The sequence below is a fragment of the Xylella taiwanensis genome, assembly GCF_013177435.1.
In the GTDB taxonomy this organism is placed as follows: Bacteria; Pseudomonadota; Gammaproteobacteria; order Xanthomonadales; family Xanthomonadaceae; genus Xylella; species Xylella taiwanensis.
On sequence record NZ_CP053627.1, the window covers coordinates 2532070 to 2548885 of the forward strand.

The following is a 16816-nucleotide window of genomic DNA, read 5'->3' on the forward strand; positions in this document are numbered from 1 at the left end:
CTTCCCGTCCGAGGAGATAATCAATTGAGCGACTATGTTCTACATGTCAGCGATGCCGATTTCGATGCTATGGTGCTGCTATCCGAAGAACCTGTATTAGTGGATTTCTGGGCTAAATGGTGCGGTCCGTGCAAGATGATCTCCACAGTACTAGACGATTTGGCCCAAAGCTACGGAGGTAGATTAAAAGTTGCCAAAGTCGACATCGACGAGAACCGCGCACTAGCAATTAAGTATCACGTGTGCTCTGTCCCCATGCTGCTACTGTTCAAAGCTGGTCAAGTGCAGATTACCCAGATCGGGCCCGTCGGAAAGGGTCGGCTCACCCAAATGATTGACAAAGTCCTAGCAAACACCGGGCCCTGATGCCTCGCACCTCCTAATTCGGCTACCTGAATGCAGTCAAATCACTTGTATTGCCACGCTTGCTTGGCAGCACAGACAATGATAGTGTGCAGCTTATTCGGCCCCAACGCGCGCTGCCGTATTCTCAAAATTCTCAAATTACTCCCACTTCTTAAACCTGTCCGCCTTTGCAGGGCGCTCGCATCTCTTATAGCGAGGAAAATACAATTGTCCGATATCACAAGTTCCGAAAGCGGGAGCGCTGCCGCACATGGCGAAAGCGAAAAGATCGTGCGTAAGATCCGCGGGAGCAAGGCCACCGTGGAAAACAGCGAACAATCTGTGACGCACCAAACCGTACAGCCGCAAGCACCAAATACAGAAGTTCCATGTGCCCATTTGGAATCAGCCTCCCCTGCCTCACAAGTACTGCCGCCAACATCTGTGAGCACCACATCTCTACAGGACAGCAGTGAACCTAGCGAAGGCTATGGGCAAAACAATCAGCGGTTCAACAACAACAACCGGCGCGACCGCTTCCGCAACCGACGCGAGCGTAATCGTGATCGCTTCCGCGAAGATAACGGTAGTAACGGTGAGGAGGGCAACCAAGAACCATTTATGCCGCGCCCGCACCCAAGCGTACCAGAGGGATTCCCAGTTTACTCTCTAAGTGATCTGAAAAAGATGCCAGCGCACAAATTGCTGGAGATCGCTGAGCAACTCAACATCCACGAGGGTGTTGCACGCGCACGCAAACAAGACGTGATCTTCGCACTTCTAAAAGTACTGACCCGTCACGGTGAAGGTGTAGTTGCTGATGGCGTGCTAGAAATTCTGCCAGACGGTTTCGGCTTTCTGCGTGCGGCCGAGGCCAGTTACTTGGCCGGCCCAGACGATACCTATATTTCCCCCAGCCAAATTCGCCGCTTCAACCTGCGCACTGGTGATCATCTGTCAGGCCGCATCCGTTTCCCGAAAGATGGTGAACGCTACTTCGCACTGTCAATCGTCGATACGATCAATGGCGAACCTCTGGAAGCCTCCAAAAATAAGATCCTTTTCGAAAATCTGACCCCGCTGTTTCCACGCAAACGCTTCCGTTTGGAACGCGCCGACGGCTCAACAGAGGATATTACTGGCCGTATCCTCGATTTGATGGCGCCACAAGGCAAAGGGCAACGTGCGCTGATTGTATCTCCGCCCAAAGCCGGTAAGACGATGCTGATGCAACAGGTAGCAACGGCGATCACGACCAATCATCCGGAAGTACATCTGATTGTATTATTGATTGACGAACGCCCTGAAGAAGTGACAGAAATGCAGCGCACCGTTCGTGGCGAGGTTATTTCCTCAACTTTCGACGAACCAGCTGCACGCCATGTACAAGTCGCCGAAATGGTGATAGAACGCGCAAAGCGCCTAATCGAACATAAAAAGGACGTGGTCATCCTACTTGATTCGATCACCCGTTTGGCGCGTGCCTACAACAACGTCGTCCCCAGCTCAGGCAAGGTACTGACTGGGGGCGTAGATGCAAACGCGCTACATCGCCCCAAGCGCTTCTTCGGCGCAGCACGTAATGTCGAAGAAGGAGGCTCGCTGACGATCATCGCCACCGCACTTATCGACACTGGCAGCAAAATGGATGAAGTGATCTATGAAGAGTTCAAGGGCACCGGCAACTGCGAGTTACATCTAAATCGCCGCATTTCCGAGAAACGTGTCTATCCGGCAATCGATATAAATCGCTCAGGTACTCGCCGCGAAGACCTGCTGATCGAATCCGATCTACTGCAGAAAATTTGGATCCTTCGCAAGCTACTACACCCGATGGATGAGATCACAGCAATGGAGTTTGTGCTGGATAAAATGAAGAACACCAAGTCGAACGACGAGTTCTTTGGTTCGATGAAGCGCTAGATATACACGCTTGTAGCCTAGCCCATAGACCTCTAAACAAACTACGTTCAACTGATATCTCGGAATCATTACACTCTCATCGAACATCTTTCCTTCAACGCATGAGTAGCTACCACGGTTCGTAACGAACTCAATCGAAAAGATCAAGCACAATCTGCATCTGCTTCTCGAACCAGTGGTAGCGGCATTACTCTTTACAATGCTGGGATCATATTCTTGTTTTGCTGTGCCCAGTCCCATAATTCTGAGCGAATTTTTTGGAACCGTGATTTAATCAAATAGTGAATAGTGCCAAATTGAGCCGACCATTCATGGCTACACCTCCATTATTTAACAGTGCTCCATAGACCAGCTAGCTCTGGCTCAGACCCTACAAACTGAAGGCAATCCCTTCATGGAAAGTGATGCACCTCATACTAAACCTTGAATTGTAAGACTGGCTATCATGCAGTCACAAAACGATAGTAATACTTTGATCAGCTCTCCAATCCAACAGAGCAGTTCCTACTCCACCTTCATATCTGTTTAGATTGAATTGAGCAGACAGAAATACACGCTTTCTCTAACTAGTACATTCTGTAGACTTCACTTGCGTTCCTCACGATCTGCCGCTACCAGCCCAAACTTGAGTGTTAACTTAAGTTAATGCAGATTTATACCAAGTACATACAATACTTAACCTACCCCGTTCATCACTCGCTTATTAATATCCCTTTCTGTAAATCACACCTGAGCAGAAATCCCTTCCCAAATACAGACAGATGATGGCATTCAGTCACGAACAGACAAGACTGAACTGATAGCACTCTTCACAACCAAACACACTTAGGCCCGCATCTGAAGACACGGGCCTTTATTTTCTTGCCAAAACTCATCAAGCCCCTTCCACTGCTTGGCAACCACAACCGATCAACTCGATAACAACGCCAACGTGTCGTTGAAGATCTTACTAGGCTGCATCACCGCAGCAATCTTGACCAAGTCAGGATGGTAGTAACCGCCAATATCCACTGGAGCTCCCTGAACACCGTTGATATCAGCAACGATGGCGGTTTCGTGCTCACTCAGCACCTTAGCCAAAGCTGCAAACTTAACCTTCAACACAGCATCCTCATCCTGTGCAGCCAATGCCTGAGCCCAATACAAAGCCAAGTAAAAATGGCTGCCACGGTTGTCCAACCCGCCAATTTGGCGTGCGGGAGATTTGTTGTTATCCAAAATGTGACCGTTAGCCACGTCCAGCGACTTCGCCAGCACCTTGGCAGCAGCATTATCATAACGGCTACCAAGATGCTCCAACGATGCTGCCAACGCCAGAAACTCCCCCAGCGAATCCCAACGCAGGTAATTCTCTTCAGTAAATTGCTGCACATGCTTAGGTGCTGAGCCGCCGGCACCGGTTTCGAACAAACCACCTCCCGACATTAACGGGACAATCGAAAGCATCTTGGCACTGGTACCCAATTCCATGATTGGGAATAAGTCAGTTAGATAGTCACGTAAAACATTACCGGTCACCGAGATCGTGTCCTGACCTTTACGGATACGCGCCAGGGAGAATTTCATCGCTGCTACCGGTGACAGGATAAGAATGTCCAAACCGTTGGTGTCGTGGTCGTTCAAGTAACGCTCAACCTTGGTAATCATCTGCACATCATGCGCACGGACACTGTCCAACCAAAACACTGCAGGAATGTTACTCATACGGGCACGTTCCACCGCCAGCTTGACCCAATCTTGGATCGGCGCATCCTTCGTTTGACACATACGCCAGAGGTCACCAGCCTCGACAGAGTGCTCGAACAATACTTCCCCCCGATCATCACTGACACGGACCACACCGCTAGTTTGCAACTGAAACGTTTTATCGTGCGAACCATATTCCTCGGCTTTCTGCGCCATCAAGCCGACATTGGGCACCGAACCCATCATCACCGGATCAAAGGCACCATGCAGCTTGCAATCATCAATCACTGTCTGATAGACACCGGCATAACAACGATCCGGAATCACTGCCTTGGTATCCTGGAGCTTACCTGTAACGTTCCACATCTGCCCAGAACTACGGATCATCGCCGGCATCGACGCATCCACAATCACATCGCTGGGCACGTGCAAGTTAGTGATGCCCTTGTCTGAATCAACCATCGCCAAACCAGGACGCTCGGCATACTGCGCCTGCACGTCAGCCCTGATGACTGCCTGTATATCCTCCGGCAATGCAGCAATGCGTGCATACAAATCGCCAATACCATTGTTCGGATTAAAACCAATCTGTTTTAGCGTGTCAGCATGCTTCACCAAAGCCTCTTTGTAGAACTCTGAAACAAACACCCCAAATATCACTGGATCGGACACTTTCATCATCGTGGCTTTCAGGTGCACCGAGAACAGCACCCCCTGGGTCTTTGCATCAATAATCTGTGCAGTAACAAACGCAGCCAACGCATGCTTACTCAGCACCGCAGCATCGACAATATCACCGGCACTCACTGCAACCTTGTCCTTGAGGACCGTCACCGTACCATCCTTGCCAATCAACTCGATCTTCAACATACCAGCCTGACCGAGTGTAGCGGAGCGTTCGCTGCCGAAAAAATCACCATCCTCCATATGCGCGACATGCGACTTAGATGTACTGCTCCACGTACCCATCCGATGCGGGTACTTACGTGCATAATTCTTCACTGACAACGGCGCGCGGCGATCGGAATTGCCCTCACGCAGTACCGGATTGACCGCACTGCCCTTCACTCTGTCATAACGCGCCTTGACATCCTTCTGCACACTATTTTTTGGTTCATCCGGATAATCCGGCAAAGAGTAACCCTGTTCCTGCAACTCTTTGATCGCCGCCTTTAGCTGCGGTATCGAAGCACTGATGTTTGGCAGCTTAATGATGTTGGTGTCAGGTCTAGCGGTCATTTCGCCCAATTCAGCGAGATGGTCACTGACTCTTTGCGCCTCGGTCAATACATCAGGAAACTGCGCCAAGATGCGCCCGGCCAAAGAGATATCACGTGTCTCAACTTGGATACCAGCAACCTTGGTGTAAGCCGTGATAATCGGCAATAGGGACTGCGTTGCCAAAAACGGCGCCTCGTCTGTGAGTGTGTAGATGAGCTTGGGCGTATTGGACATAGTGTGGTAGGAACCTCTAAATCTAAGGAGAAATCGGATGTGAGCGACCAAGCAAACCGCCAGAGCCAACGATCACCGGAAAGCCGATGCCGACAGAACTGCCATTGTCGCGTGTCCAACCACTGTGAGCAAAACTCCGTCCGGTGAAGGACACACCGACACCTCAATCTCTCTGTCGATTCACAGCAACGACATGCTGTTCCAAAATCGCCAAGTCATGTTTACATTTTCACACACGATCCAACGCACACAAGCCAGTGAGGCAAACACAGGATCGCTACTGACACGCTTGCCGTCACGTATGAAAACTCCACGAACATGCTTGAATACGATTCAACAAACGCTCAACACTCTCCTAGCAGTTCAAAGTCCATGACAACACTGGATCGAATCGTACATCTGTATCTTCGTCCTCCAGCGTTGTCAAACAGTGGACCGACGCGATCGTTTCCACATCGCGTCCTGGTAGAGACCAACACCACGGACTGATCACAGCATCCACCACCAGAAGCCACCAATTACCAAAGGAACCAGCTGTTTTGACGACGACGCCCTACACGATTATGGCTCACTCAAGATCTTTGGACCTGCCGCGCCATTACCATCGCCAAACACAACGCTCTACCAAACATCGTTTCAGCGTCAGAAACAAACCTGAAAAGGATAAGATGGATTTAAACGCTCACTGTTTTTTCATAAAAACGAAGTGCCTCGAACCACTCCGCACACTCAGGCAACAAACAAACAGACCTAATGTAATCAAAGTCTGACAAACGGCCAAAGATATCACGCACCATGAAGTACACCGAGAAAAATAAAAATTTGGCAGATCAGTAGCTCACATTTACGTGCATGTTGCCTATGGCAGTATGGGTATACAGATACGCGATGAAAAACACAGGAGATTCATTTAATACCATCACTCTCCATCAGCGGCGTATGGGAAATGCCGCTGTCACCAGCCTGCATGTGCAAACCGGTCATCCCGATAAACTCGCCGCTGGCTTTCAACTCACCACCGATACCTCCACAGCCCCGTTCACTATCATCAGCGAACGCAACTTATCTGCGTGTTCATTGCTCTCCTACGCGGACAACACCTTGGGGAAGTAGCACATCACCATCGGGTCTGCATTCAACCGGGCATACGCAGGTTCATTCTCATCCTCCCACTGTCGCAGGCGGCATCGTTCCGTTTCTAACATCGCTCTGAACCCATCAATTTGCTAAGGCGGGAGATTCAGTCGGGACTTTAAGAAACCTCTGCATAAATCGGGCTTAACTTCCTCACACCACGGTGAATCAATGACTCACGATGGCAGAAATAGCTGCACGTTTCTTGATTCGGAAGTCCCCTAGACAGGCTTGAGAAAACCTGATTGAAAGCAACGGGCCCGTTGCAGCCTTGCATTGTTCAGGTACCAAAGGATACCTGTGACCTCTTGAAGTGGAACCATACGATACAACGGACCGCTGAGAAAACGTCACTGTGAACAACTCTTGCAACGAGTCAACTGACGACGCTACCACGCCCACTACCGACTGCATTGGGATGATCCCCAATTCTTACAGGACTGAGAGTCTTCACTGGTCATTGAAAAGCAATCCCGCCACTTCCCTTGCACCATACATCTTGTTAACTGCACCTAACATTTATGCCACAACATCCTCTCAACGCCCTCGGAATGGCAATACACCCACACCATCCGAAAAAACAGATTTCATCATTTCAATACCATTTGATGTTGGATATCGAGGAACCGCAATAACCTTTACCCAAAAAATTGAGTTTTTCATCACATTTCATTGACTATGTCGTGAATAGTCTGTTACGGATACATGAACCGAAAGGTGACAGGCAACACGACTAACAATGCATCCACAAACATGCATCGCCCTCGATTCCACCCAGTCAACAGCACTGATCTCAATCCGCGAAACAGGGACATAAAAAATCAGATACTCCACATATTGATATAGAGAAATAAGAATGAGCTACGGCATAAAGCTCCACATCTGGGGTCCGCGGGCACTGTTCACACGCCCCGAATTCAAAGTTGAACGTTTCTCTTACGACGTCATCACTCCCTCAGCCGCACGCGGCATCTTAGAAGCGATTTACTGGAAACCGGAAATGCGTTGGATCGTGGACGCTATCCAGATACTCAAACCGATCCGTTTCGAATCTATCCGCCGCAACGAAGTTGGCAGCAAACTCTCGGCCACCAACGCCAGTAAGGCCATGAGGGCCGGCCGCACTGACGGATTGGTCAACTATGTTGAAGAAGACCGGCAACCACGTGCGACCACCGTACTGCGGGACGTCGGCTATGTGATTGCCGCGCATATCGCACTGACCAACAAAGCCAAATCCGATGCAAACATCGGTAAATATCTTGATATCTTCAAACGCCGCGCACGGCGTGGGCGTTGCTTCCAATCTCCCTGCCTGGGCACACGCGAATTCCCCGCTCATTTCTCGCTGATCGAAGATAACAGCTCCGCCCCTGAATCAGATTTCACACTGATAGGCGAGCGCGATCTGGGATGGATCCTTCACGACATTGACTTCACTCACGGCATAGCACCACGTTTCTTCCGGGCACACATGATCAATGGACTGATCAAAGTACCAACACTGAGTAGTGGCGAGATACATACATGATCCTGAGCGCACTCACCACGTACTACCAACGCCTGCTGGATACACCAGATTCGGGTATCGCCCAACCCGGTTACAGCCAGGAAAAGATCAGCTACGCCATCATCCTGGCTCTGGACGGACGTGTCGTCGATGTACACGATCTATGCGACGGTGGCAGTAAGAAACCCATCCCTGTATGGATGAACGTGCCACACTCAGAAAAACGCACTGTCGCAATCAAGCCCAATTTTCTATGGGACAAAACCAGCTATGCATTAGGTATCAGCGCCACCGGCAAACGTAACGAGCAGGAACATGCGGCATTCAAGGCACTTCATCAAGACATCCTCGCTGGCACTGAGGATGACGGTCTTAAAGCATTACTCGCCTTTCTCGCGCACTGGACACCAGAACGTTTCCAAAAAGAGTACACATTCATCCGCCAAGGGAAAACCATGCTGGATACCAATGTAGTATTCCGCCTGGATGGCGCAGCAGATTACCTGCACGTACAGCCCGCAGCATGCGCAGCTTGGGCACGTCGGCAAAACAGAACAACCGAAAGTACCAACGGTATGTGCTTGGTCACCGGTGAATATGCCCCCATCGCTCGCTTGCATCCTGCAATTAAAGGCGTCAATGGCGCACAAAGCTCCGGCGCATCCATGGTCTCGTTTAACTTGGAAGCATTCACTTCTTACGGCAAGTCACAAGGCGAAAACGCTCCAATCTCCGCACAAGCCGCCTCTGCCTATGCCAGCGCACTCAACCAATTGCTGCGACGGGGCCGACACAACCAGCAATGTCTGTTGATTGGCGACACCACAGTCGTGTTCTGGGCCGAATCGCCAGCAGTGAATAAGGCAAAAAAAGCCGAAGATGAGTTCTCTGTCTTCCTTAACCCAAACGACAAAGACGAACGCACCACCCAAAAACTGTGGAATCTCCTAGAACACATCCGTCAAGGACAGCCACTGCGTGATCTGGACGGAGACCTCGACGATGACACACGTATCTTCGTGCTTGGGTTAGCCCCGAATGCTTCACGGTTATCAATCCGTTTCTGGGAAACAGCTTCACTCGCAGCCTTCGCCAAGCGTTTTTCAGACCACTACAACGATCTATTACTGAACCCAATACCGTGGTGCCACACCCCATCACCACAACTGCTAGCCCTGCAAACCGCACCCATCCGTAACGGCAAAACCAAACCCGAGGACATACCACCCCTATTAGCTGGAGAACTGACACGCGCCATCCTCACCGGAACCCGTTATCCACACAGCGTGCTCGGCGCACTCGTCATGCGATTCCGCGCCGACAGGAAAATTTCCCCATTACGAGTGGCCCTATGCAAGGCCATCCTAGCCCGTCATGCGCGGCTGGGAAGAGAGCAAAAAAACCAAACTAACAAGAAGGAACCTCCCATGAGTCTTGATCTGCACAATCATGATCCCGGCTACCTGCTGGGACGCTTATTCTCGATGCTGGAGCACGTCCAGAGCGCCGCACTCGGCATGCACATTAACGCCAATATCTGTGATCACTATTACGGCGCAGCATCAGCCACGCCACTGCGCATCTTCCCGATGTTAGTGCGCAATTCAAAAAATCACCTCCGCAAACTACGCAAAGAAAAACCCTGGCTGTGGATCACACTCGATACAGAAATCGTCCAGATCATCAACCTGCTGCAATCGGCCTTCCCTCGGCACCTGAAGATCGAAGAACAAGGATGGTTCGCCATCGGTTACTACCACCAAACCCAAGCGTGCTTCGCCCATCATAACGACCAGTGTGTCGCCCATAGCGAAGGAAAAGCTGCATGAGCGCTATCGCCCACCGTTATGAGTTTGTCTACCTGTTCGACGTGATCAACGGCAATCCCAACGGTGATCCCGATGCCGGCAACCTGCCACGATTAGACCCGGAAACCCAGCACGGTTTAGTCACCGATGTGGCACTCAAGCGCAAAATCCGCAACTACGTCGCACTGGAGAAAGGAAACCAGCCTGGTTACGCGATTTACATGCAGGAAAAATCAGTGCTGAATAATCAGCATAAACAAGCCTATATCGCACTGAACCTAGAACACGATCCTCCAAAACGCCCCAAGGACGAGGACAAAGCCCGTGAATTAACGGCATGGATGTGTAAGAACTTCTTTGATATACGCACCTTCGGCGCCGTGATGACCACCGAGGTCAATGCCGGACAGGTCCGCGGCCCAGTGCAGTTGGCATTCGCCAGCTCCATTGATCCTGTACTGCCCATAGAAATCTCGATCACCCGTATGGCAGTGACTAACGAAAAAGATCAAGAAAAAGAGCGCACCATGGGTCGCAAACATATCCTGCCCTACGCCCTTTATCGTATGCATGGCTTCATCTCTGCGAAACTGGCCGAACGCACCGGCTTCTCCGAAGACGACCTGCAACTACTGTGGCGCGCATTAACCAATCTGTTTGAACACGACCGCTCCGCAGCACGCTGCCAAATGGCAGCACGCAAACTGATCACGTTCCAGCATGAGCATCCCATGGGGAATGCACCAGCACACCTTCTGTTCGAGAAAATAAAGGTCGAACGAGCGGATAGCACGTCACCAGCACCAGCACGCCGCTTTGCCGATTACCGCATCGACATCGACCTTGACATGCCCGCAGGCGTGACCGTCGACGAGGTTTTCTGAGACCTTCGAAGCACGCGATCGCAGACACAACAGATCTGCTCACACGCTCCGCACTTCAGCATCACCTCTACTGCCAACGTCAATACACTTGGACCCACCACGAACAGCAGCAGGCAGAGCCCCCCGACCACTAAAACACATGGCAACACCGCTCCGCATACTGGGACAGCAGCGTACACACCGTGATAGCGATGCCACTGTTCCCACTGAAACTTGATATCACCAGCTACACAACAGACACCGTTGACTCCATCGGATCGGAGCAGATCGTATTTTCTGTCAGATATAAACTCCCCCCAAGCTGCATCGAATCGACACGACATGCAATTGATGGTGCACCTAAGCACTCTCCGTCAATCACCGCACGTGCATCGTTCTACAACCAAACGCGATGACGTAAAGAAATCAGATAAGGCACTTTACGATTTGACCGTACATATCATCAAGGAAACACGCAGAACATTGTCTTTTGGTAACACCGCTACTCACCATGACACACCCCGCTGTAATGCCTGTTCGCTAATCGACATTGCATCAACCGTCGCTGTTTGACCTGCATACATACACCGCCAACTCAACACGCTATACATCACCGTTGCAAGAACTTCGCTACCTCAGAGCGGCACCAACATTCGCATCAAAGTGAAACACCTAAAACGGGCATACGTGCCGCTCCACATACTGGGAATATAGTGTGCATCGAGCATGTGACCATTTCGCCACAACGAACCGAATGCTGTGCCGAGCAATCAATCAATCTCTGCCACCTCACCCCACAAGGACGCTTTCTCGCACACCTTGAAGCATCTGTCTCCGGTTATGTTCTACTACGTCATATCCAATACCGAAGCAACGTCACCCCCACCGATGTACCGTCATCTCCCCTCTGGCACCTCAGATGCTTGAGCATCGCTGACGCAACGATCGCAACCCATTCACCGATGTCGCCATCGTTTCATCATGCACTTAAACGACTCAAGCACATTGCATAACACCTCCCAGTAAAGTACTGGCGTACACATATTACAAAACATCGAAAGTGAAACATCACACGCTTATTTCCTGATGTTCGAGCCGCTTGTATATGCAGAATCATCACTGCTGCGGTTCATAGGACGTACCCGCAAGCCACCACACGACACCCTGTATGCTACTGCCTGTTCTCTATCAACACTGGGAAAAACCAGTCGACCCAAACACCGACTCTCCTCGATAGGGCCCGCCCAGATCGTCCCAACCTCACCCTGGATATAACGGAGGAACTCCGTCTCCGACACATGCATATCACTGCCGCTCACCAATCTTGATGAAAGCAACGACTAAAAATATTAAACATCGACATATAAATGAAAAAATACATTCTTAGTTCCAGATGCTATAAAGAACACAATCGCATCTTTCTTATTAAAAATTTCATTCTTTTATATGAAATAAATCGCTGATCAGCAACCGAAGCCAATTGATTCCATGTCACTATTGACACTCCCCTTAGATAATCACTTTCTTAGATGTCACCAGTGCCATCTCTACGAAAAATATATAGTGATTCATGTCTAGAGAACACCATAAACGACAAGTGATCTCTCTGAGGATACCTAACGGACTCACTCTACTAATTCATAAAACAAATTAATTATCTTTCAAATTTCATTCAAAAAATTTTTATTTCGACTTCTCACGCTCACACACTCAGTCTTCTTTAAGTAATACCAACCAACATTTACAATGACGCTCCGTCCTCACAGGCGCGTGGATTGAAACCCTTTGTAATATCTTTGTTTTAGACCCCAGTAACGTCGCGTCCTCACGGACGCGTGGATTGAAACGTTGGTAGAGTTATGCAGCTCCGGCTGCAGTCACGTCGCACCCTCACGAACACACTCAATGAAAGCCACTTCATGACTTCACTTATCCCGGACACTCACATTTTTTGCACAAGCCCCCTAACCTGGCCGACATCAGCGACTACAGATCACTCACTCCCTCTACGTATGCTGACCATAGAAAAACCTCCCAACATCGACCTATTAGCTTTCAGAAGCGGAGCACCCAAACAATATGACAACGATGCAGCCTATATGCTATCCAAGTCACCCAACACACCGTGCGACCGCGCACTTTCCATCGCGCACTTTCCATTCGTATCCGTCGCACTTCCACCAACATCTGCAAGTGACTCAACCAACTTAATCTGCATCGCAGGAAAATATGCTCCGCAACGCGATCGATACCACTGAACTGATTGATGATCATGACGTCAATGCATTGCCAGGACAGCTTTGCAGATTGCATGCATCACAACGTAATAAGCACGCCATCATTGCTCATTGAGAAAATTGGCTCCTCATTGATGAAACACACGCAAGCCAATCTGTTCTTTCTGATCATGTCCAAGGACTGGAAGATCATAAAGAGCATGATTGCCACCTAGCCATCGGTATACCCCTACCCAACAATTCAGATCCGAGTGACTGACCAGCAATCCATGCAGTACTGTTTGAAGCTGCCGCCAACAACACTCCATAGCCGGCAAGCGACAATCGTCCAAATGAATCGTACGAAATAACTGCCTCGAGTCACCACGATGCGCCCGTCTTGCTTACTTTGGACACACCTAAAATCGCACCCAATGCATTGGCCATTAACCTTCAAATAGCCAGCCTGCAACCAACATAGAGCCTGTCAACAGACAGAGCCGCGGGGGAAATGCATTGGAACACAAACACCATCACGCCCCAGTGCGTTGCACATCGCCTGCGATGTCTCTTCATACCGTGGTATCTGCCATCCACCAATATCCTTCAACGCAAAAAGCAAGGTAAATACCTATTCTTCACCCAGAAATGTCGGCAAAACACGGACCATCGAATGTCATTCACACACCCGATTCCGAGGAGATCCAAGCGCATCGCACCCCATATGTAGAGCACGTTCATCCGAAACAGCATGGCTGTCCACGATCTCCGCACCCCACTGCTTTCATCACGGCAATGCCCCAATTTCCAGACACGCCATCATTCATACAAAACCACCTGGAGTACATCGTTCAAGCGTTTAAAAAAAACCGGACAGCCACGCCTCTCCATACTGCACACCATGCTATTTACTTGCTATTTACTTGGCTGACCATCAACCGGTTCGGTTGTCGGAGGCACCACCGATGTTGGCTTGACGGCACCATCCTTACCCGACATTGACAACGGGCGCTTTGTTGAGGATTTAGCATCTCTGAGAATCTTTACGAGGATGGCTTTTTTGGCCTTCACTGCTGAGCCCGGTTGCTTTAGTTCTAACAATGCTACGGCGATCGGCGCATCCCCCGGCAACGGATCGCTGGCAGCACAACCCGGCGCCCCCTCATCAGCACCATGCAAATGACCGGGCAAAGCCGCCTCGCTGTGATCAGTCGCGCTGCCCGGCAGATCAGCCGCCGCACCAGCATCTGGCTTGAGCAACAGATCAGGCACAATTCCCCTCGCCTGGATCGAACGCCCGCTCGGAGTGTAATAACGCGCCGTGGTCAGTTTGACCGAGTCACCGTTGTCAAGCGACAACAAGGTCTGTACCGAACCCTTGCCGAAGGTGCAACTGCCAATGACGCGCGCGCGCTGGTTGTCACTCAGCGCACCCACCAATACCTCCGAGGCGCTGGCCGAACCAGCATCGACCAGCACCATCAACGGTGCACCATCGAGTAAGTCACCTGGAGTTGCATCGAAGCGCACGTCACTCGCCGAAATACGGCCACGGGTACTGACAATGTTCCCCTTATCCAACAGCGCATCAGCAACCTGCACGGCTGCAGTCAGTAAGCCACCAGGATTGCTACGTAGGTCCACTAACAAGCCACGCAGCTTGCCACCGGCTTGCTGCTTGAGCTGCTCCAAGTGCTTAGAGAAATCGTTACCCGTATCGGCCTGGAAGATACTGATACGGATATAACCATAACCAGGCTCAAGCATGCGACTACGTACACTGGCGACGTGGATGGTCTCACGCTTGATCGTCATGTCGAATGGCTTGGTGTTCTTATCACGCACAATCGTCAGAGTCACTTGGCTCCCTGGTTCACCACGCAGCGGCTTCATCGCATCGACATTGGCAAGTGGTTTGCCATTGATCGCCACGATCAGATCACCAGGGCGCAAACCAGCACGGGCGGCTGGAGTGTCATCAATCGGCGCGATCACCTTCAACGTGTTGTCCGGCTGCTCTTGCAGTTCCACACCGATACCATCGTAGACGCCGTTGGTTTGCTCGTCGAAGGCATCGGCATCCTCCTTATCGAAATAGGTGCTATGCGGATCCAACTCCGAAAGCAGGCCCCGCACCGCCGAATGCATCAGTTTCCTGTCATCCACTGGATCCACATAGGCTTGCTTGATGGCGTTATACACAGAAACGAAACGGCGGATCTCATCTAACGGCACGCTCGAATCGTTCGTCTCCAACATTTCAATATCTTCAACCGCGGGAGACACAGCAACACCGCCGCGATTTTTCGCCGACAGCGAGAAAGACAACAAGACCACACTTATGGCCAGTGACAGTCCAACGACACGCATGCAGCACTCCGGAAAGAAAAACGGCACCCAATACCACCAAGTAATACGAATTATGCGCGAAGCAACAGACAATACAGATTGAATCGCAGCCGAGTCTGCAAATAACGATCATTGATCCGTGACACACACCCCTACGGAATCACACCGCGTTCAACGCCTTTGCAACCAACTCAAAGGATCTATCGGCTGGCCATTGTGACGCAACTCGAAATACAGGGCCGGCATCCCCTGTCCCCCCGATTGACCGACCTTAGCAACCGATTCACCACGTTTGACATATGTCCCTGGATTACGCAGCAACGTGTCGTTATGTGCATACAGACTCATGTAACCGTTGCCATGATCGACAATCAAAATCATCCCATAACCAGTCATCCATTCGGCAAACACCACCATGCCATCAGCAACCGCCACGACGTTATTGCCAACCGGAGCACCGATTAATACACCCTTGCTAGTACGCCCATCCGGTAATGTCCCGCCGTAGGATGCTAATAAGTTGCCAGTCACCGGCCAGCTCAGCCCACCCACCTTGGGTCCAGGGAGGTTAGTGATCACCTTGGGCGGTATCTTAGTGGGTACATGACCACTCTTCGCTTCCAACGCAGCCTGAGCAGCGACACGTCGGGCGGCTTCACGGCGCTCGGCCTCAGCACGCGCCGCCGCCGCACGCAGGTTGGCAAGCAGTTGTTCCAATGCTTTTGCGTTCTGCCCCAACACCTTTTCGCGTGTACTACGCTCCTGATAGCGAGTATTCAATTCAGCCACCGTCTTCACCTGCTTTTGCCGGTCCAACTTGAGGACGGACGCCTGTTCGACCTGCTGACGGCGTGTCTGCTCCAGCGTTTGACGCTGGCCAGCGATGCGATGCTCCAACTCAACCAAGCCCTGCAACTCCTGGGTCAACACAGCTATGCGCTCAGCACGCGCGCGCTGCACATACCGGTAGTAGATCAGTAACCGGTTGGCATCAGCCACACTATCCTGCGACAACAACAACTTGAGCGGCACGCTATCACCCACCTCGTAAGCAGCGCGCAGCAGCGCCGCAAGCTGACGGCGTTGTTCCGCCAATCCCTGTTGCATCCGCTCACGCTGCGCTTGAGTTTGGAGCAGAGCCTGCTCCTGTTCACGTAACTTATCCTCGATCTGACTTAGATCGCGCGCTGAGCGCGCGACCTGTTCGTCAACCTGACGCAAACGCCGGGTCGCATCACCGCGCTGACTCTCCAACTGCTGCCGTTCCTTGGCCACGCCCTTTAATTCGCTACGTGTCTTAGCCAGCTTACTCTCGGTCTCACTCTGGTTCTGTGCAACGGCAGACACAGCCAGCACCACACCGACGACCAATGCCAAGGCGCACTGGAGACACAATGGCAACGGACGCACAACGACGGAACGGTAAGACGGCAAACGGGCAATCCGGTGACGAGAACTCAGATGCGGATTGTAGCCAAGCATGGTCAGATTGACGGATAAGAACAAGGACAACACACGCTGAAGATT

At 51.1% G+C, this 16816-nt stretch carries 8 protein-coding genes and 1 pseudogene; 6 read left to right on the plus strand and 3 right to left on the minus strand.

From position 1 onward, the window contains the following. Nucleotides 1-24: 24 nt before the first annotated feature. Together trxA and rho are read left to right on the plus strand one after the other, a co-directional pair. Complete coding sequence (gene trxA / locus PLS229_RS10665; RefSeq protein ID WP_038271240.1) at nucleotides 25-366, plus strand: thioredoxin; 342 nt, start codon at nucleotides 25-27, stop codon at nucleotides 364-366. A gap of 462 nt (nucleotides 367-828) precedes the next feature. Continuing rightward, nucleotides 829-2268, plus strand: a pseudogene (gene rho, locus PLS229_RS10670) (transcription termination factor Rho); the annotation flags it as partial. A 909-nt stretch (nucleotides 2269-3177) separates the two neighbouring features. Here rho and PLS229_RS10675 read toward each other — a convergent pair. After that, the gene (locus tag PLS229_RS10675) at nucleotides 3178-5409 is read right to left on the minus strand and encodes an NADP-dependent isocitrate dehydrogenase (protein WP_038271238.1); all 2232 of its coding nucleotides are present in this window, start codon (nucleotides 5407-5409) and stop codon (nucleotides 3178-3180) included. A gap of 1990 nt (nucleotides 5410-7399) precedes the next feature. On the opposite strand from PLS229_RS10675, the gene cas5c reads away from it, so the two are divergent. From cas5c to PLS229_RS12830, 4 genes are all read left to right on the plus strand, one after another. Beyond that, a complete protein-coding gene (gene cas5c, locus PLS229_RS10685; RefSeq protein ID WP_038271237.1) occupies nucleotides 7400-8074 on the plus strand; it encodes a type I-C CRISPR-associated protein Cas5c in 675 nt (224 codons plus the stop codon). Continuing rightward, nucleotides 8071-9882: a type I-C CRISPR-associated protein Cas8c/Csd1 gene (gene cas8c / locus PLS229_RS10690; RefSeq protein WP_038271236.1), complete on the plus strand. Its 1812-nt coding sequence runs from the start codon at nucleotides 8071-8073 to the stop codon at nucleotides 9880-9882. The genes cas5c and cas8c overlap by 4 nt, the downstream gene beginning before the upstream one ends. After that, nucleotides 9879-10745, plus strand: coding sequence for a type I-C CRISPR-associated protein Cas7/Csd2 (gene cas7c, locus PLS229_RS10695; RefSeq protein WP_038271235.1), 867 nt, complete (start codon nucleotides 9879-9881; stop codon nucleotides 10743-10745). Before cas8c ends, cas7c begins: the two co-directional genes overlap by 4 nt. Nucleotides 10746-11452: 707 nt before the next feature. Continuing rightward, nucleotides 11453-11737, plus strand: coding sequence for a CRISPR-associated endonuclease Cas1 (locus PLS229_RS12830; protein ID WP_160165174.1), 285 nt, complete (start codon nucleotides 11453-11455; stop codon nucleotides 11735-11737). A 2118-nt stretch (nucleotides 11738-13855) separates the two neighbouring features. On the opposite strand, the gene PLS229_RS10705 is transcribed toward PLS229_RS12830, so the two are convergent. Further along, nucleotides 13856-15310 carry a S41 family peptidase gene (locus tag PLS229_RS10705; RefSeq protein ID WP_038271234.1) on the minus strand — a complete coding sequence of 485 codons (1455 nt, stop codon included), beginning with the start codon at nucleotides 15308-15310 and terminating at the stop codon, nucleotides 13856-13858. A 150-nt stretch (nucleotides 15311-15460) separates the two neighbouring features. Continuing rightward, nucleotides 15461-16771: a murein hydrolase activator EnvC family protein gene (locus tag PLS229_RS10710; protein WP_038271283.1), complete on the minus strand. Its 1311-nt coding sequence runs from the start codon at nucleotides 16769-16771 to the stop codon at nucleotides 15461-15463. Between the last annotated feature and the right edge of the window lie 45 nt (nucleotides 16772-16816).

Excerpts from the sequence above, each read along its gene's own strand:
- PLS229_RS10675 (WP_038271238.1), bottom strand. The coding sequence starts at position 5,409 with ATGTCCAATACGCCCAAGCTCATCTACACACTCACAGACGAGGCGCCG.
- cas5c (WP_038271237.1), top strand. The coding sequence starts at position 7,400 with ATGAGCTACGGCATAAAGCTCCACATCTGGGGTCCGCGGGCACTGTTC.
- cas8c (WP_038271236.1), top strand. The coding sequence starts at position 8,071 with ATGATCCTGAGCGCACTCACCACGTACTACCAACGCCTGCTGGATACA.
- cas7c (WP_038271235.1), top strand. The coding sequence starts at position 9,879 with ATGAGCGCTATCGCCCACCGTTATGAGTTTGTCTACCTGTTCGACGTG.
- PLS229_RS10705 (WP_038271234.1), bottom strand. The coding sequence starts at position 15,310 with ATGCGTGTCGTTGGACTGTCACTGGCCATAAGTGTGGTCTTGTTGTCT.
- PLS229_RS10710 (WP_038271283.1), bottom strand. The coding sequence starts at position 16,771 with ATGCTTGGCTACAATCCGCATCTGAGTTCTCGTCACCGGATTGCCCGT.